The sequence below is a fragment of the Algorimicrobium algoritergicola genome, assembly GCF_008086165.1.
Lineage (GTDB): Bacteria > Bacteroidota > Bacteroidia > Flavobacteriales > Flavobacteriaceae > Algorimicrobium > Algorimicrobium algoritergicola.
In genome coordinates this window covers 181,712-200,853 of record NZ_VSKL01000006.1, presented here as the reverse complement: position 1 = coordinate 200,853, position 19,142 = coordinate 181,712, and the positions used below count along the sequence as shown (strand labels likewise).

General features: G+C 35.5%; 13 protein-coding genes. 8 read left to right on the top strand and 5 right to left on the bottom strand.

Annotation, left to right across the window (positions count from 1 at the left end):
• Positions 1-108: 108 nt before the first annotated feature.
• Together ES675_RS14190 and ES675_RS14185 are read right to left on the bottom strand one after the other, a co-directional pair.
• Positions 109-2,682: a M4 family metallopeptidase gene (locus ES675_RS14190; protein ID WP_066255837.1), complete on the bottom strand. Its 2,574-nt coding sequence runs from the start codon at positions 2,680-2,682 to the stop codon at positions 109-111.
• A gap of 99 nt (positions 2,683-2,781) precedes the next feature.
• Positions 2,782-3,201, bottom strand: coding sequence for a nucleoside-diphosphate kinase (locus ES675_RS14185; RefSeq protein WP_066255829.1), 420 nt, complete (start codon positions 3,199-3,201; stop codon positions 2,782-2,784).
• Positions 3,202-3,354: 153 nt separating this feature from the next.
• Here ES675_RS14185 and ES675_RS14180 point away from each other — a divergent pair, with 153 nt between their 5' ends.
• Genes ES675_RS14180 through ES675_RS14170 form a run of 3 tightly spaced genes read left to right on the top strand, consistent with a single transcriptional unit; the run spans position 3,355 to position 6,101 of the window.
• Positions 3,355-4,374 (top strand): DHH family phosphoesterase, encoded by a 1,020-nt coding sequence (locus tag ES675_RS14180; protein ID WP_066255826.1) that lies wholly within the window; start codon positions 3,355-3,357, stop codon positions 4,372-4,374.
• Positions 4,367-4,912, top strand: coding sequence for a gliding motility-associated peptidyl-prolyl isomerase GldI (gene gldI, locus ES675_RS14175; RefSeq protein WP_066255821.1), 546 nt, complete (start codon positions 4,367-4,369; stop codon positions 4,910-4,912). The genes ES675_RS14180 and gldI overlap by 8 nt, the downstream gene beginning before the upstream one ends.
• 31 nt (positions 4,913-4,943) lie before the next feature.
• On the top strand, positions 4,944-6,101 hold the full coding sequence (locus ES675_RS14170; RefSeq protein WP_231931322.1) for a peptidylprolyl isomerase: 1,158 nt from the start codon (positions 4,944-4,946) through the stop codon (positions 6,099-6,101).
• Positions 6,102-6,179: 78 nt separating this feature from the next.
• Here the strand turns inward: ES675_RS14170 and ES675_RS14165 are convergent, their stop codons facing one another.
• Positions 6,180-7,643 (bottom strand): aminoacyl-histidine dipeptidase, encoded by a 1,464-nt coding sequence (locus tag ES675_RS14165; protein ID WP_066257134.1) that lies wholly within the window; start codon positions 7,641-7,643, stop codon positions 6,180-6,182.
• A gap of 73 nt (positions 7,644-7,716) precedes the next feature.
• On the opposite strand from ES675_RS14165, the gene ES675_RS14160 reads away from it, so the two are divergent.
• The 3 genes from ES675_RS14160 to ES675_RS14150 all read left to right on the top strand — a co-directional run bounded on the left by ES675_RS14160 (position 7,717) and on the right by ES675_RS14150 (position 13,157).
• Complete coding sequence (locus ES675_RS14160; protein ID WP_066257131.1) at positions 7,717-8,778, top strand: DUF3810 domain-containing protein; 1,062 nt, start codon at positions 7,717-7,719, stop codon at positions 8,776-8,778.
• 88 nt (positions 8,779-8,866) lie between these two features.
• On the top strand, positions 8,867-11,842 hold the full coding sequence (locus ES675_RS14155; protein WP_066257128.1) for an amidohydrolase family protein: 2,976 nt from the start codon (positions 8,867-8,869) through the stop codon (positions 11,840-11,842).
• Between the two features lie 19 nt (positions 11,843-11,861).
• Positions 11,862-13,157: an amidohydrolase family protein gene (locus tag ES675_RS14150; RefSeq protein WP_066257136.1), complete on the top strand. Its 1,296-nt coding sequence runs from the start codon at positions 11,862-11,864 to the stop codon at positions 13,155-13,157.
• 77 nt (positions 13,158-13,234) lie between these two features.
• On the opposite strand, the gene ES675_RS14145 is transcribed toward ES675_RS14150, so the two are convergent.
• Both ES675_RS14145 and ES675_RS14140 read right to left on the bottom strand, forming a co-directional pair.
• Positions 13,235-14,044: a DUF6503 family protein gene (locus ES675_RS14145; RefSeq protein ID WP_066257376.1), complete on the bottom strand. Its 810-nt coding sequence runs from the start codon at positions 14,042-14,044 to the stop codon at positions 13,235-13,237.
• Positions 14,045-14,154: 110 nt separating this feature from the next.
• Positions 14,155-17,931 carry a T9SS type A sorting domain-containing protein gene (locus ES675_RS14140; RefSeq protein ID WP_066255370.1) on the bottom strand — a complete coding sequence of 1,259 codons (3,777 nt, stop codon included), beginning with the start codon at positions 17,929-17,931 and terminating at the stop codon, positions 14,155-14,157.
• Between the two features lie 41 nt (positions 17,932-17,972).
• Here ES675_RS14140 and ES675_RS14135 point away from each other — a divergent pair, with 41 nt between their 5' ends.
• Positions 17,973-18,773, top strand: a complete 801-nt coding sequence (locus ES675_RS14135; protein ID WP_066255381.1) for a TrmH family RNA methyltransferase — start codon at positions 17,973-17,975, stop codon at positions 18,771-18,773.
• Positions 18,774-18,797: 24 nt separating this feature from the next.
• Positions 18,798-19,142: a four helix bundle protein gene (locus ES675_RS14130; protein ID WP_066255366.1), complete on the top strand. Its 345-nt coding sequence runs from the start codon at positions 18,798-18,800 to the stop codon at positions 19,140-19,142.

Here is a 19,142-nt window from a genome sequence, read left to right as displayed (position 1 = left end):
GTTAGTTGTTAGTTGATTAAATATAATAATAGAAAAAAGTCCATCTATACTTTTAAAAATAAAAAATCCCGCAAACTGCGGGATTTTTTAATATAATATAGAACTCAATTATTCCTTAATCAATTTAATAACGGTGTTTGCTGTTTTAGTATATACTTTCATAAAGTATAAACCAGAGGCAACACTAGAAATATCTAAAGTAGTTGTATCCTGAATTCCAGATAAATTAATAGATTTCACTAAACGGCCATTGATATCCATAACATCAGCTTTCACTAAATTTAGATTTCCAATATTCTTCATAGTAAATTGACCATTAGATGGATTTGGATATACTTTTATGCCATTTTCCACAGCAGTAAAGTCTTCAACCGATAAGGCGTAGTTACAATTATAAATAGAAATATCATCTACATACCAACCTACTAGACCATTACAGCCATCGGTTCCCATTTCAAATCGAAACTGAACTGTACTTCCTGCTACGACACCAGTAATAGATGACAAATTCACAACACTACGTCCCCAACTTCCGGAGTTAGATCCACTATCAGTTCCTGTAAAGCCATCTTGGCCAGCCAATGGGTTATCATTATCTTCTCTTACAGGGTTAATCCGTGCGTTATATCCATTAGCAGTAAAGGCGGTTTTAGGAAGTAGTCGCCAGTTACCAGAACTGTTTAATCGGTATTTAATGTTTCCACCATCCCAACCTTCTTCGGTAGCGATATAATGCATAAATATCATTTCAAAAGTTCCTGTTAGATAATCGTTAGGAATAAAAACTTCAGGGCTTTCTAATCGGATAATTCCATTTTGCATGGAACTGGTACAATTACCATTTACGGGATCTGCACCAAAAACAGCTTGTCCCAATCTCCCTTGGGGCAGACTACTAGTAACTTCCCAATCTCTAGGCTCCCAGGAATTTGAGTTGACAGGTAACTGCTCTAAGGTCCAGTTTCCTAAACCAGATTCCCAATCTTCATAAAATATTGGATTGTTAGTTGAAGCTTCACAAGGATCATTAGTTGCCGCTAAAATAGCTTCATATCCACAAGACTCTGGAAGAATGCGTAATTCCACCGCTAGAATAGCTTTCACTAATTCATTATAGTCTACCATAGTAATAATCTGATTGGATGGTCCAGCCGCAGTTGCTACTGTGGATAATCCTTCTAAATTAATACCTAATAAATCTGTGCAGGATGCTTCAAGCGCGTCTGCCAACGTGAAAAAATCGCTAGTAGCCGTTAAATACGTACTTTGCGCACGCCAAAAAATATGAGCCGCTTTTGTCAAGCCAATGCCGTTAATAGTTTGTCCATTATAGGTACCACCATCAACCAAAAGTGCATAGGCGTGATTTGGAATACCAGAATTAGAATGGACACCTCCAAAATCCCCCTCGCCACAACGAAATAAGCCATCGGTAACTTTTCCTGGGTCGTTATTACATGGTGGATTCCACATATCGCGAATAGCACCACCAAAGGCAGTCGCATCTTCGCCAATTCGCCAACGATCAGAACTATTGCAGCCTGTTCTTAAGGATACATCATCATCTTCATCCGCGTAATCATTTAATAAATCAACCGTTTCTCCCCATATATCTGAAAACGATTCATTCATAGCACCCGATTGCCATGCGTAAATTAAGCCGCTTGTATATTCAGTATAAGCGTGTCCCCATTCATGCGCAACCACGTCATCAGTTGCTGTACCATTACAATAGTTAGCAGAAACTCCATTCCAGTTTGCATTAGGACAATTAAAATTGGGATTGTTACTGTTATTAATGGTTATCATTTGCGCATCCGCATTATTATAAGACACATAACCAAAGGCGTTATTGAAAAAATTATAGACATGCCCTGAAGCTTCCACTTCATTACGTTGCCAGATAGTCAAATTACCTGGAAAAACATCACCTTCTTGCCAAGCAACAGTAGTTGTATCTCCTTCGTAAACAATACGATCTAAAGCATGTGGCATACCCGTGAATTGCTCTACCAAAGTACCATCATGCGCATTGACATAAAAATATTCTCTAACATCTGCATTGTTTCTGGCTTCCACCTCATACACCAAATAGCTAGATCCTAAATTATTTTCAATAAGGCCTTTTTGAAAAACAAATAAATTTGTTTCATATACAAAAACGGTTTCACCAGAATAGTTAAGATCCTGTTTAGCTAACATATTTAGAGCAACAGCATTTGCCGCTTGCTCTGAAATTGAAGGAACAGCATTTACTTTAATATTTGTAATGTAGTTCCCATTAATTGCAGTTAGTTGATTAGAATGATTAAAATGAAATCGCAATTGGCCATCAAAAACAGGAACACCTTGATGTTGCTGATTCATGGTTACACTTTGAAAACCATAGCTGTCTTTTTTAGCGGGTTGAAATGTAAAGTTGCTTAAATCTTGACTGTCATTAAACAACCCTGTATGGGTTTCTAAAAACGTTCGGATTTTTTCTTGAAGCGTACCACCAGACAACGTTAGTGGTTGATTTGCAGGAAATTTAATAAACTCGGGAACTCCAGATTGGACATTCACCGAAACTCGCGCTTGCGTAACTATTTGTAATTCATTGATAGCTTTTTGAGAGTTTTGGGCTATTAATAAGGTAGAAAACAGGACACAAACTAATAAGGCATAGTTTGTTTTTTTCATAGTATTCTTTTTTTAGAACACAGTAAAGGTAATACTTTGAATAAAAAAAGCCTAAAATGATAAACATTTTAGGCTTTATAATTTTTATAATGCATGTAACTAAAACATCTCACGTCCAGAAAAATGGAATGCGCTTTCAATAGCAGCATTTTCATCGCTATCACTTCCGTGAACAGCATTTTCTCCCATAGAAGTTGCATATAACTTACGAATAGTTCCTTCAGCAGCATCAGCAGGATTGGTAGCACCAATTAAGCTTCTAAAATCTTCAACAGCATTATCTTTTTCTAATATAGCTGCTACAATTGGACCACGTGTCATAAACTCAACTAATTCACCAAAAAATGGACGCTCGTTATGCACTGCATAAAAAGCTTCAGCATCAGCTTGTGTCATTTGTGTTTTTTTCAATGCGACTATTCTAAAGCCTGAAGCATTGATTTTCTCTAAAATTGCGCCAATGTGCCCGTTTTCAACTGCATCTGGCTTAAGCATGGTAAATGTTCTATTTGTTGCCATTCCTTTGTTTAAGTTATATTTCTATTAATGGATTCTAATTAAGAAAAGCTATTTACGATCTAAATTTCTTTCCTTTAAATTTCGTGCAAAAGTAATGTATTTCTTAATAAAAACCATATAAACCAATACTAAAAAATTGTATATTCGTCACCTATGAAAAAAGAAGCTATTTCAGACATTAATCAACTACTACGATCACCAAAAAAAATGGTTATTGTTCCGCATAAAAATCCAGATGGTGATGCTATTGGTTCAACTTTAGGACTCTATCATTATTTAAGGATTCATAATCAGGAAGCTGTAATTATTGCACCTAATGATTATCCCGAATTTCTAAAATGGATGCCAGGAGAAGACACCATCTTAAAATATGACACGGATACAGAAAAATGTGATGCCTTAATTCAGAATGCTGATATCATTTTTACATTAGATTTTAATGCATTAAACCGAACAGGTTATATGGAAGCGGCTTTAAAAGCCAGCTCTGCCATGAAAATAATGATAGATCATCATCAACAACCAGATGATTATGCCACGTATATGTATTCTGACGTTAGCATGAGTTCCACCTGTGAAATGGTATACCATTTTATTGATATGTTGGATGACAAAAACCTTATCAATCAGGATATTGCGACGTGTTTATATACCGGAATTATGACAGATACAGGATCGTTTCGTTTTGCTTCAACTACAAGCGAAACGCATCGTGTTACGGCCTTCCTAATTGATAAAGGTGCACAACACGCTGAAATTCATAATGCGGTTATGGATGCCAATAGTTTTGAACGCATGCAACTTTTAGGCTGCGCGCTTACTAATTTAAAGGTTATTCCAGAATCTAGAACGGCTTATATTACCTTGTCTCAAGATGAATTAAATACATATAATTATAAAAAAGGTGATACAGAAGGCTTTGTAAATTATGCATTATCCCTTCAAAATATTATTTTTGCAGCTATATTTATTGAAGATAAACAAAACAATATTATTAAAATATCGTTACGTTCTAAAGGCGACTTTTCTGTGAATGAATTTGCACGTGCACATTTTGAAGGCGGTGGTCATACAAATGCTGCAGGTGGCAAAAGCGATTTGTCGCTTCCAGAAACGGTTGAAAAATTTATTAGTATATTACCCGCTTATAACAATGCCCTGAAAAATGAATAGATTTTTAGTTATAATATGTCTACTATTAACTGCTTTTGCTTGTAAATCACCAGAAGCAAGACGTCCCATTTCTGCTAAATCGGGCTCGTTTATTGATCAGTCTGTGGAACGCAATAAAAATTTAATTAATAAGGAACGTGCTGTTTTTGAAACGCTAATGGCTAAAGATTCTGTAACAGATTATATAGCTTCCAACAGTGGATTCTGGTATTATTACCAAACCAAAGTAGCTGATTCTTTAATAACCCCTGATTTTGGTGATATAGTTACTTATAACTATACTATTAAAGATATAAACGAAACAGTAATATATAGTAAAGCCGATTTAAAAACGCAAACCTACATCATGGATAAGCAGGAGTTGTTTACGGGATTGCGTGAAGGTTTAAAACTCATGCGAGAAGGCGAAACGGTTACATTTTTATTTCCTTCTCAAAAAGCCTATGGCTATTATGGGGACGAAAATAAAATAGGCACCAATGTGCCACTTATTTGTGAAGTTTCACTTATAGACATAAAAACAACAGAACCCAATTAAATTGATATAAACACTTATTTAAAACTTAAAAATGAACACATTGAAACATACCATGAAATTATTAGTATTGGCACTTTTAGTAAGTTTTACATCTTGCAGTCAGCAGTATCCTGATTTAGAAGATGGACTTTACGCTGAATTTGTGACCAACAAAGGTACCATGGTTACCAAATTATTTTACGACAAAGTTCCTGTAACAGTTGCCAATTTTGTGGCATTAGCAGAAGGTACACATCCAGATGTTTCTGATGCGTATAAAGGAAAACATTATTACGACAGTTTAACATTTCACCGTGTTATTAATAAATTCATGATTCAAGGTGGTGACCCTACTGGAACGGGATCTGGAGATCCTGGTTATAAGTTTACTGATGAATTTCACCCAGATTTGAAACATAGCAAACCAGGTATTTTATCCATGGCAAATTCAGGTCCTAACTCTAATGGTAGTCAATTTTTCATTACGGAAGTACCAACAGCTAATTTAGATAATAGGCACTCTGTTTTTGGAGAAGTTGTAATTGGCATGGACGTTTTAGATACAATCTCTAACGTAAAAGTTGAGCCAGGAAGCAATAAACCTGTTGAACCTGTAATAATTGAAAAATTAAACATTATTAGAAAAGGAAAAGCTGCTGAAGGTTTTAACGCTGCAGAAGTTTACAAAGAAGAACTCCCTAAAGTTTTAGAAAAGCAAGAAGCCTTAAAAGAAGCGGCTCGCAATAAAATGAAAGAATCGGCTAGTGTGGCTGCTGAAGCATTTATCGCTAAAAATTCAGATTTAGGAATCGTTAAAAAATTAGATACTGGTGTCATCATGATTTTCATTGAAGAAGGTGAAAATACAAAACCATCAAGTGTTGATAAGGTATTAGTAAATTATGCTGGTTTCTTTGAGGATGGTCGTTTATTTGATACAAGCTGGGCTGAAGTTGCCAAAGCAAACAACGCTTATAACGAACAGCGTGATGCACAAGGCGGTTACAAACCATTCCCTATGATTTATAATGAAACTGCTGGATTAGTTCCTGGTTTTAGAGAAGCCATGTTAAATATGAATGTTGGTAATAAAGCAAAAGTTTTTATCCCTTCGTATTTAGGATATGGTGAAAATGGCTCTGGTCCTATTCCACCAAACTCGAATTTAATTTTCGAATTAAAAATTGAAGGTATTCAAGGAAAACAATAATCCAAACACCCTATAAAAAAAGCCGCGTTTCTAATTTAGAAACGCGGCTTTTTTATGGTATTAATTACTTGATTTATTTTATTGCTTCTTCGGAATATTCTTTAAAATCTCTAAAACAAATTTCCAGTATTTTTGTGCTGATGAAATTTGAGCACGTTCATCTGGACTATGCGCTCCTTTAATATTAGGTCCAAAACTAATCATATCCATCTCTGGATAATTCTGACCTAAAATACCACATTCCAATCCTGCGTGACATGCAGCAACGTGTGGCTTATCATCATTCATATCTATATAAAGCTTTTCTAAAACTTTTAATATTTTAGAATCCATATTCGGTGTCCAACCTGGATATTCACCTGCAAATTCTACTTCACAACCTGTCAATTCAAAAGACGCTCGTAAACTATTGGCTAAATCCCATTTAGCACTTTCAACTGAAGAGCGTGTTAAACAGGCTATTTCTATATTACCATCTTTCATAACAACACGGGCAATATTATTTGAGGTTTCAACCAAGTCCTTAATATCTGCACTCATTCTATACACACCGTTTACGGCCGCATACAATGCACGCGTAACACCTTCTTGAACACCTAAATCCATAATTTTTTCAGGCGTTTCTACTTTGGAAACTTCAATTTTTAAATCGGGTTCCATCGTTTTTAGCTCGGTTTGAATAACCTGTGCATAGTCTGCCATTTCGGCAACAAAAGCATCTTCATGAATGGAATCGATGGCAACAATAGCATGACTTTCACGTGGAATAGCATTACGTAAGCTACCGCCATTAATTTCAGAAATACGTAAGCCAAAATTCTCAAAACCATCAAACAATAAACGGTTCATAATTTTATTAGCGTTTCCTAAACCTTCGTGAATTTGCATACCTGAATGACCGCCTTGCAAACCTTTTACAGTAATAGCATAACCGGTTTTAAATTCTGGTGTTTCTTCTTCTTTGTACGTTCTTCTAGCTGTTACATCAACACCGCCTGCACAACCTACACCAATTTCATCATCTTCTTCAGTGTCTAAATTTAATAGAATTTCGCCTTGAAGTAAACCGCCTTCAAGTCCCATAGCACCTGTCATTCCCGTTTCCTCATCAATTGTAAATAAGGCTTCAATAGCCGGATGCTCAATATCGGTGCTTTCTAAAATAGCCATAATAGTAGCAACACCTAACCCGTTATCGGCTCCTAACGTTGTGCCTTTAGCACGAACCCAATCGCCATCAATATACATCTCAATTCCTTGTATATCGAAATCGAAATCTGTATCATTATTTTTTTGATGCACCATGTCTAAATGCGACTGCATGACAATAGCTGTTCTATCTTCCATGCCTTTTGTGGCTGGTTTTTTTATAATAACATTTCCAACGTTATCCTCTATAGTTTCAAGACCTAATTTTTGTCCGAAATCCTTCATAAATGCAATAACCCGTTCTTCTTTTTTTGAAGGTCGCGGTACCGCATTTAAATCGGCAAATTTATTCCATAAGGCTTTTGGTTCTAGTTCTCGTATTGCTTCGTTCATATCTGTATTTTTTAAGTTTTACAAAGGTAATTATAATGTATAGAGTAATAAAACAATTCCTTATTTTTGAAATATGCAGAAAAACCCAAAGCTTTTAATAGCGCTCGCGCTTATTCCACAGATTATCCTCATTAATATTTTAGCACAATTTCCAGAATTTGTGGAAACGTATTACAGTAATTGCCTTTACCAATGGATTTCTGCCTTATCCCGTTATGTTTTTGGTTGGATGCCATTTTCTTTTGGCGATGTTTTTTATGCAGCGGCCATCATTTTCATAATCCGTTGGTTGGTTATAACTAGAAAACGGATTTTTAAAGATTTTAAAAACTGGATTATTGATATTTTCGCAACCATCTCTTTAATCTATTTCGCTTTTCATCTGTTTTGGGCTTTTAATTATTACCGATTACCGCTTCATAAAAACCTGAACCTGAAAGCCGATTATTCAACCGAAGAACTCATTACAGTTACCGAAAAATTGATTAATAAATCGAATGCCCTTCATTTAAAAGTCGCAACTCATGATACGGTAATAGTAGATTTACCCTACTCCAAAAAAGACATTTTAAGCATGGCGCCTTTGGGTTACGTGCAATTACAAAAGCAGTATCCACATTTGGAATACCACCCAAAGAGTATTAAAATGTCGTTGTTTAGTGTGCCGCTAACGTATATGGGATTTAGTGGCTATTTAAATCCTTTAACCAATGAAGCTCAAGTAGACGAACTCATTCCCATATATAAATTCCCAACAACGGTTTCCCATGAAATTGCACATCAGTTAGGTTATGCCGCAGAGAATGAAGCCAATTTTATTGGTAGCTTGGCTGCTATGTCACATACAGACCAACATTTCAAATACAGTGGAACAACCTTCGCTTTACGCCATTGTTTAATGGAAGTTTTTAGACGTAATCCCGAAAAATATCAAGAATTATTATTAACCATCAATATTGGTATTCTGAAAAACTATCAGGAAGTTCAAGATTTTTGGAGGCGTTATCAAAACATCACAGAACCCGTTTTTAAAGAAACTTACAATTCCTTTTTAAAAGCCAATAACCAACAAGGCGGCATGGAAAGTTATAGCTACGTAGTTGCGCTTTATGTGAACTATTTTTTGGAAAACTAAACAAAATGTTAAAAAATATCTAATTCATTTAGCACCCATTTCTTATTACTTATATTTAAGTTTTTAAATTTCAAACCAACCTAAACCCATGAAACAACTCCTTACGCTTTTGTGTTTTGTGTTCAGCATATCGCTGTTTTCACAAAACTATTTTCCAAAAAATGATGGTGTAAAAACTGAAAGTCATAGTTATCATGCTTTCACCAATGCAACCATTCACATTTCTCCAACTGAAACGCTTGAAAATGCCACACTATTAATTAAAGATGGCAAAGTTATTTCAAGTGGAAAGCAAGTTCAAATTCCAGAAAACACAACAGTAATCAATTTGGAAGGCAAACATATTTATCCCTCATTTGTGGATATATACTCATCTTTTGGAACCAAAAAACCAGCACGTGCAGAAAACTCTAATAGCCCACAATATGATGCGTCTAGAGAAGGTTATTATTGGAACGACCATATTAAACCAGAACAAAACGCTATTGAGGCTTATGCTTTTGATGCTAAAGCGGCAACCGAATTACGCGAAGCTGGTTTTGGAACGGTGAATACCCATATTCCTGATGGTATTATTCGTGGAACTGGTAGTTTAATTGCTTTATCCCCAAGTGGAACGGATGCCTCTCGCATTTTGTCAGATCGTTCTGCACAGTATTTGTCAACTAGTAAAAGTGTTACGTCTAGACAAGCATATCCAACTTCTTTAATGGGCGCAATGGCGTTGATTAGACAGGTAAATTATGATGCCGATTGGTATGCCAAAGGCTTGTCGGAAACAAAAGACAGATCGTTAGAAGCGTTCAATAATAATAAAGATTTAGTTCAAATAATTGATGCAGGAAGTAAAATGAACGACTTGCGTATGGACAAAGTTGGAGACGATGTTAAAACCCAATATGTTATTGTTGGTGGTGGTGATGAGTATGAGTTAATTCAAGAAATTAAAGCAACGAATGCCGCATTTATTATTCCTATCAATTTTCCAGATGCATTTGATATGGAAGATCCAATTATGGCAAACACAGCTAGTTTGTCTGATATGCGTGAGTGGAACCAGAAACCAAGCAATCCTGCTGTTTTATATAAAAACGGTGTGCCATTTGCCCTCACCATGCACGACTTAAAAAAATCGTCTGAATTTATGCCGAACCTGCAAAAAGCTATTGAATACGGTTTGGATGAAACGGCAGCATTAGCAGCGTTAACAACCGTTCCTGCAAAAATAATAGGAAAAAGCAGTGAAATAGGAACGCTTAAAAATGGGTCTTATGCGAATTTCTTAATTACTTCTGGAACTATTTTCGATACCAAAACAACACTTTATGAAAACTGGGTTTTAGGTAACAGACATGAGATTGTACCTATGAATACAAAAGATATTCGTGGAGATTATGAATTGCAAGTTGCCGGAACAACTTACGATTTAAAAATTTCTGGTGAAATTTCGAAGTTAAAAGCTTCTGTGAAAACGGACTCCCAAACCTTGGGTTCTAAAATAGCTATGACTGATGATTGGATGTCACTAACCTTTTCAAGTATAGATACTACCAAACAAGATTTTATAAGACTCTCTGCAAAAATAGCTAACACATCTAATTTAAATGGTTCTGCTATTTTACCAAACGGGAATGAAACAACTTTTTATGCTAAAAAACTGGAGTCTAAAGACGCTGAAAAATCAGATGATTCCGAAGATAAGGACGAAAAAGATTCTAAATCTGATATTAAGATATTTCCCGTTACTTATCCTAATGAAGCCTATGGTTTTACTGAAAGACCAAAACAGCAAACCATTTTATTTCAAAATGCTACGGTTTGGACCAATGAAGAAGCTGGTATTTTAAAGAACACCGATGTCCTTGTTAAAGACGGCAAGATTGCTAAAATTGGCAACAATTTAAGCGCAGGAAATGCTCTGGTTATTGATGCCACAGGAAAACACATTACCTCTGGTGTTATTGATGAACATTCGCATATTGCAACAGCAGCTGTTAACGAAGCAGGACAAAACTCTACGGCAGAAGTTACTATTGAAGATGTTGTCGATTCCGATGACATTAATATCTATCGAAATTTAGCTGGTGGTGTTACAACCATCCAAATTCTGCATGGTTCGGCAAATCCTATTGGTGGTCGCTCTGCAATTATTAAATTAAAATGGGGAGAATCAGCTCAAAATTTAATCTTCCCTGATAGTCCTAAATTTATCAAGTTTGCGTTAGGTGAAAACGTAAAACAATCTAATTGGGGCGATTATTCGCGTTCCCGTTTTCCGCAAACCAGAATGGGTGTGGAACAAGTATATACCGATTATTTCACCAGAGCAAAAGAATACGAAGCTTTAAAGAAAAGTGGTAAACCGTATCGTAAGGATTTAGAAATGGAAACGCTTGTTGAAATTTTAAATAAGGACCGCTTTATTAGTTGTCATTCCTACGTTCAAAGTGAAATTAATATGCTGATGGAAGTTGCAGAACGTTTCAATTTTAACATCAATACATTTACACACATTTTAGAAGGTTATAAAGTAGCTGATAAAATGAAAGAGCATGGTGTTGGTGCCTCCACATTTAGTGATTGGTGGGCTTATAAGTATGAAGTGAATGATGCCATTCCATACAATGCCGCTATTCTTCATAACCAGGGTATTGTAACGGCTATTAATAGTGATGATGCCGAAATGTCTCGTAGATTAAATCAAGAAGCGGCCAAAACGGTAAAATATGGCGGCGTTAGCGAAGAAGAGGCTTGGAAAATGGTAACATTAAATCCTGCCAAATTATTACATATTGATAATCGTGTTGGTAGTGTAAAAATTGGAAAAGATGCTGATATGGTTTTATGGAGTGATCATCCGATGTCCATTTACGCAAAAGCTGAAAAAACATTGATTGAAGGAAAAGTTTATTTTGATATTGATCGTGATAAGCAAATCCGCGAAAGCATAAAACAAGAGAAAAACGAATTAACAACTATGATGTTACAAGCCAAAAATAAAGGTTTAAAAACCAAGCCCGTTGTTAAGAAAGTAGATGAACATTTCCATTGTGACACGATTTAATATTCTAAAAGAAAATAAGATGAAACATTATAATATATACATCCTTGTTATTACGCTATTTATGGGAAGCTTTTCCTTTGCGCAACAAACACCAGAATCCAAACAAACAAAATCCATTGCTATTGTTGGTGCTACGGCACACATTGGAAATGGTCAGGTAATCGAAAATTCTGTGATTGTTTTTGAAAATGGAAAAATCACATCTGTAAATGCGACAAATTCCAATACGTCTGGCATGACTGTTATAGATGCCAAGGGGAAACATGTATATCCCGGATTTATTGCAGCCAATTCTGCATTAGGATTAGTAGAAGTAGATGCCGTAAGAGCTTCGGACGATCAAGATGAAGTTGGCGGTATGATTCCACATGTACGCAGTTTAATTGCTTACAACACGGAATCTAAAGTAGTAGAATCTATGCGACCAAATGGCGTATTAATGGCACAAGTATCGCCAAAAGGTGGTCGTATTTCTGGAACCTCATCTATAGTTCAATTGGATGCATGGAATTGGGAAGATGCTGCTATTAAAGCAGATGACGCTATTCACCTTAATTGGCCAAGCGCTTTTTCTAGAGGTCGTTGGTGGTTAGGAGAACCTGCAGGTTTAAAACCAAACAAAGATTATGCAGAACAAATAAACGAGGTTACGGCTTTTATTAACGATAGTAAAGCCTACTTAAAAGGTGATAAAAAACCAATTAACCTACCTTTTGAAGCGATGCAAGGCTTGTACAATGGAAAGCAAAAACTGTTTGTTCATGTAAATGATGAAAAAGGAATTACGGATGCTATTCATTTTGCAAAAGACAATAATATTGAACAATTAGTTATTGTAGGTGGTGCAGAAGCGCATAAAGTAACGGATTTATTGAAACAAAATAAGGTGCCTGTTTTAATTAATACGCCACATACATTACCTGCCAATGATGATCAGGACTATGATATGCCATTTAAATTAGCGAAACTTTTACACGATGCTGACATTTTGGTTGGTATTCAAGTTGGAAATGCTGAAAATTTCCAAACGCGTAATTTACCTTTCTACGCAGGAACTTGCGCAGCATACGGCATGGACAAAGAAGATGCTCTAAAATTAATTACATCTCATAACGCTAGAATTCTAGGTATTGATGCGTTTGCTGGAACTTTGGAAGCAGGAAAAGATGCCACACTTTTTATTAGTGAAGGTGATGCATTAGATATGCGAACCAATGTTTTGACGGAAGCGTTTATTCAAGGACGTCAGATTAGCTTGGAAAGTCACCAAACAGAACTTTGGAGACGTTATTCCGAAAAGTACAAGAATCAATAAGTTTATATAAAATTAAACAAAAACAAAAAAGCGAGCTAATTTCAATTAGCTCGCTTTTTTTATTTAATTTATGAATTCTAGTTTACAAACTCTCCTTTTTCTGGTTTTGCAAATTTGCTAGACTCGATCTCTTTATCGGTTACTTGTACATCTATAAACTCGGTACTTTTTTTCGCTTCTGTTGGTTTATCATCTTTGAAACCATAACCTACAATTGTTTTAGGCAATAATAAGCCATTCACTTTTTGCCAATTATCATACCTTCTAAAGTGTAATTCTTTTTTATCTATACCTGGAACAAAACTAACCGTATACCCTAACCATTCCATTTGATATGTTGTTGGGTTGTAATACAACACATAGCGGTCTTCTGGTGTTTCCCCTACTCCAACATTGTAAGTAATTTGTATTCCTGGATACGTTACGCCTTCAAAAACCAAAGGTTCAGCTTCGGCATAATTAATTCCATCATCAGACAAGACAAAAGGCATGGCATAAAAATAGAACATCAAATTATAGTAATATAACGGCTCATATCCTTGATAGTCTCCTTCTGTTTTATTTAAAAACCACGCTTTGCTACCATCAAATCCGATATTTGCATTAGGGCTTTCAATCAGCGCTTCTCTTGAATTAAGATTGGTAGTTGTCACTTCTTTTCCGTCTGGTTTCTCCATGGTAAATGCTATGGACTTCATCGATTTCCAAGCATCAATTCCACCATGAGCATCGAATACTTTAGTCAGATTTTCTGGATATTTGGTTTTTTCAACTTCAACAACTCCTACAGTTTCTTCAGAAGTTTCTATCGTTTCTGGTTTGGCATTATTTTGTTTGCACGCCGAAAAAACAACCAAGATTGTCATTGCAAGAATATAATTTTTCATAAAATAGTTTATTTTAGTGGTTATACTGCTTTGTCGAATTTCAAAAGTAGACATTACAAAAAAAGCTTCAGTAAAACTGAAGCTTTTTTTGTAATATTTGACGTATATAATTAGTTTACAATTAGCTTTTCAATCGTCTTAAATCCGTTGCTCTTCAATTCAATAAAATACAATCCTTGAGGTAAATTAGCAACATTAAGAGAAAGCTTATTACCTTCTAATATGAGATTCGATTTGGATACTAAATTTCCGGTTACATCAAAAACTTGTATCTGAATGGTATTCATGTTTCCCTTACTAAACTCAAAATTAACCACCGTATTTGCTGGGTTTGGATACATAGTATAATTAACGGATGCAAATTCACCAACGGACAAGTTCGCTACAAATTCGGTTTCAAACGTATTGGTGGTAATAGCTGGATTAAAATCGAAATAAATATCGGCTGTATTTGGAATCAGATCACCTTCAGAATAACCTGGCAAAGGTTTGATTTTAAAATACACATAACCATGGCTATTTGGTTCGTCCATACTTTCGCTTGGAAGGTTTATAGCATCAAACTGCCATGTTAAAGCATTGTCAACTCGTGTCACAGTATAATCATGACTCGCCTTTAACATTTTAAAAGACGCTGGATCCAATTGATTATCTAGTACATCTTCCACTCTAATTTCAAGTGCTTCAGCAGTACCTAAATTTTGAAAGTTAATAGTATAGTATAGATAGTCTTCATTTGAAAAGTCAGCCAATTTAATTTCCGGACCGTGAGACTCCAATTTATCATTCGGATCATAGGAGTTTACAATTGCTTGTGTTAACGTGGAACTATTATTGCTAATATCTAAATCTGTTTCACTATAAACTACAGAATTGGTAATAAAATCGCCAATATTTAAACTCGTCGGTACATCTAATGCGACATAAACTTCTTCGTCCATTCCTGGTGCTAAATTATTGAAGTTTAAGACAAAACCAGTACTCGTATTCGTTATAGTATTTCCAGCATTTAAACCTGACACATTATTAAATGTGACTTGAGCATCGTGCGTGAATGTAACAGAACCCGAAACTGGGATATTTCCTAAATTCTCAACTACGAGATAATTGGTTTGAATCTGACCAGGTCTTGGTGGCACGTAAGAAACCAAGTTCACAGCAATATCGGTACATTCAGCTATACGTGTTAACGGGAAATTAACCGCTACAGTTTCTCGTTCAATGGGTGCAACATTTTCAATTAGGGTAATAGTTTGTGTGAGGCATTCAGTATAGTTTTCATACATCACAAAGCTAACATCATAGGTATTTCCTACTGTTGTGTTTGGAATAATAAAACTGCCATACGATGAATTGACATAATTAATAACACCATCATTATTCACCTCGTAACTAAATAGTCCTTCGTTAAATTTCACTTCTGAATCATCAAAAATAGAATCGCCATTTTCGTCTATAAAAGCATTTACTACTATGGCATTCTCAAAATTTAAACAGTATACATAATATGAAATTGGGTTGCGTGCGCCGGAAGCACAACTAACAGAACCATCAGAAAGTACTTTGATAGTAATTGAATCACCAGTCGATGTAATAGTTAATCCAGTTACATCACCAGAATTACCATAGCCATTGTATAATTCTGAAATACCATCTGAGTCCAATATTATTAATTCATCAAAATTATTTTCTACCTGACCAGCTGTAAAAACAACAGTTAAAGGAGAACCGTTATCACTGGTGTGCACATATTCGGTCGTGTCATTGCTATCATAACAGAATGTATATGTTTCTTGGCATCCAAATGGACAATCTAAATCTACAACCAGTTCCAATGTGGTGGTTGCAAAACAGCCTGCAGAGATATTATCTACACGTACAAAAACGGTTTGATTATTGGCAATTACATTCGTATAACTAGTCGCGATTAAAGCGTTCAGGCTTCCTTCAGCATCTAAAAGGGTTTCATAATAACTAATGGCGTAATTATTGGGTTCTAATCCGCCTAAAATTTCTGAATCCTTGTCGCTTAAGTTAAACAAGGCAAACCCATCTGCCGTTCCATCTAAATCGCAGACCGTTAATGGCGAAGGTGTTGTTAAAGTGATAGCTTCTTCTACAAATAGCTCGATTGTACTGAAACCTACGCAACCAGAAGTTAAATTTTCACCTCGAACGAAAATAATTTGCGGATTGCTGGTATTTGTATAGCTTTCTACATTACCAATGGGATTAGTAGCGTTATTGGCATCAGTTTCACTTTCGTAAAGTGTTAGCTCCAGATTAGGCTGTCCATTCCCTACTTGTTGTAAAACACTTGCTAAATCAAATTCAGTAAAACCGTCACTTATGTCATCATCACATTGCACTAAAGAAACATTTTGCAAGTTTGTACCATCTAAAACACTCACATAGCATTCAGTATATACAAAACAACCCGTATTAGGATCTGTTACTTTCGCAATTAATCCTTGACTATTGGCTACTGTGTTTGTGAACGGACTCACCAAAGAATTTCGGTCATTTTGCGCATCTACAATAGATGCATAAAATGAAAATTCAAAACCTGAATTCGGAACTGTAATTAATTCTGATAAGACATCTAAATCAAATTCAGCAAAACCAGGTGTGGTACTGCAAGCTTCCATTTCTGCTTGAGACGTTGCTGGCAATAAATCAATTTGTATGGTAAATGAACTGGATTCAAAATTCCCTGAATCTGCATCCTCCACACGAACAAAAATGGTCTGCGGATTTGATGTGTTTGTATAACTGCTAGGATTTGAAATGGCATTATTACCAGTTTCTGCATGAGCTAAAGTTTCGTGGTACGTAACAACACTACAAGTCGAGCCACCTGTAATAATATCTGTTTGTTGGGTTAAATCAAAAAGTTCATTGGTAACATCACTACACACTTGAAGATTAGCTGGTGCTTCACCAATTAAACTGGTGTAAACTATAATATCTTCAGAATACGTTTCATAACCAAAAAAGCTAAAATTAAAATAGGACGTTTCTACGGTATAGGTTTCATCTGTTGCAGGACAAACAGTAACCATTGGAGTTGCACCAATTATATCTCCTGCACTATTAGACCATTGATAGGTGTTTTCTACAACAGTTCCAGAGGGATTAAAACGCCACGCTTCATTAGTTGCTTCCCAGGCGCTTGTATTTCTACCAGGCGGAACAACAGCAACAGTGCCAGCAGGATTTTGAATACCTAATACGGCATTACCATTATTCCATGTTTCGCAAATGGGTTTGTCTTGTAAAAATACCTCTATAATGTTAGTCGTTTCATAAAGAACCATCATTTGGGTAGTTCTTAAATCGTTGCACCCATTTCCATATTGAGAAACATTATAATAACTAACAATAAAATACCTAAAAGGCGCTTCTCCAAAAACTTCATATCCAACTTCATGGGTATCTATACTTGTTCTGGAATCCATATCGTGTCCTGCTCCAAAAATATTGGCCTCACTCAATGTTTGGTTTGTACTACTCGGTAAAGTTTGGTTTAATTGCCACCCATTACCAGTTCCAGCATTTGAAACATCAAAAGAAAGGACACCATTGTCTCCAATTACTAATTGATTATAGCTTTGTTCAAAAAAATTAAAATCAAAGGGCAAATCAATAACATTACTCCAAACATCATCCAAAATTAAAGAATTTTGCAATCCGTTAAAGTTTCTTGGTGGATTAAACGGAATACTAGCAACATCATAATCACTTGTTTCCTGAATTGTTGGAAAATTAACGGTGAGTTCTGAACAACCTGTAACACAATCTACATTTTGCGTTATAAAAGAGGATTGACCAAAATTATTGGTCGTAAATAGTACAGTAATAAGTATAAAAAGTAGTTTTTGCTTCATAATAATTTAACTTTGTGGCGACAAATATAGCCATTTTCATGATGAACAAAGTTATTTCAAGTACACAAAATTCCTACATAAAAGATTTAGTGCTTTTAAAAGAAAAATCTAGAGCTCGAAAAAAGTCTGGCTTATTTTTAATTGAAGGTTCTCGAGAGATTAGTTTGGCACTGAAAGGTGGTTATGAAATAGATACCATTTTGTTTTATCCGGAATTGTTTTCAGAAGAAGCATTAAAGAAATTAATAGGCGATTTTAATAACTGTATAGAAGTCTCCAAAGACGTCTATCAAAAATTAGCGCATCGTGATACGACTGAAGGCGTTCTGGCCGTTGCCAAACATAAAGTACATGCTTTAGAATCGGTTATATTAAATTCCAAAAACCCATTAATCCTAATTGCGGAAGCACCTGAAAAACCAGGTAATATTGGTGCTTTATTACGAACGGCAGATGCCGCAAATGTAGACTTGGTTATTATTGCCAACCCAAAAACGGATTTATACAATCCAAATATTATACGCTCTAGCGTTGGTTGTGTGTTTACCAACCAAATTGCCATGGGTTCTACCAGTGAAATCATTCCGTTTTTAAAGGAAAACCAAATTCCTATTTATTGCGCCGCTTTGCAAGCCTCTGTAGATTATCATACGCAAGATTACACGAAATCAACGGCCTTGGTTGTTGGCACAGAAGCCACAGGATTAAGTCAAGAATGGCGCGATGCTGCTGCGCAAAATATTATTATTCCCATGCAAGGCGAAATAGACTCCATGAACGTCTCTGTTGCGGCAGGAATTCTTATTTTTGAAGCGGTTCGTCAGAGGCTAATGAGTAATTAACAATTAGCGATTAATAATTACCATATGAAAGATAATATCATAGCAATCAAGTCTTACAACTTTGCGCTATCCATAGTGTTTTTAAGTAAAAAGTTAGTCGAAAATAAGGTGTATGTGCTATCGAGACAAATTTTAAAATCAGGCACATCCATTGGCGCTAATGTTGAAGAAGCCATTGGAGGCATTTCTAAACGAGATTTTAGAGCTAAAATGTCCATTTCATATAAGGAAGCTAGAGAAACACATTATTGGTTAAGACTTTTAAAGGATTCCAAAGATATTACTGCTGAAGAATTTAACGCTCTTGAAAATGAACTTTCAAGTATTTTAAAAATATTATTTAAGATCATTCAATCCTCAAAAAGATAA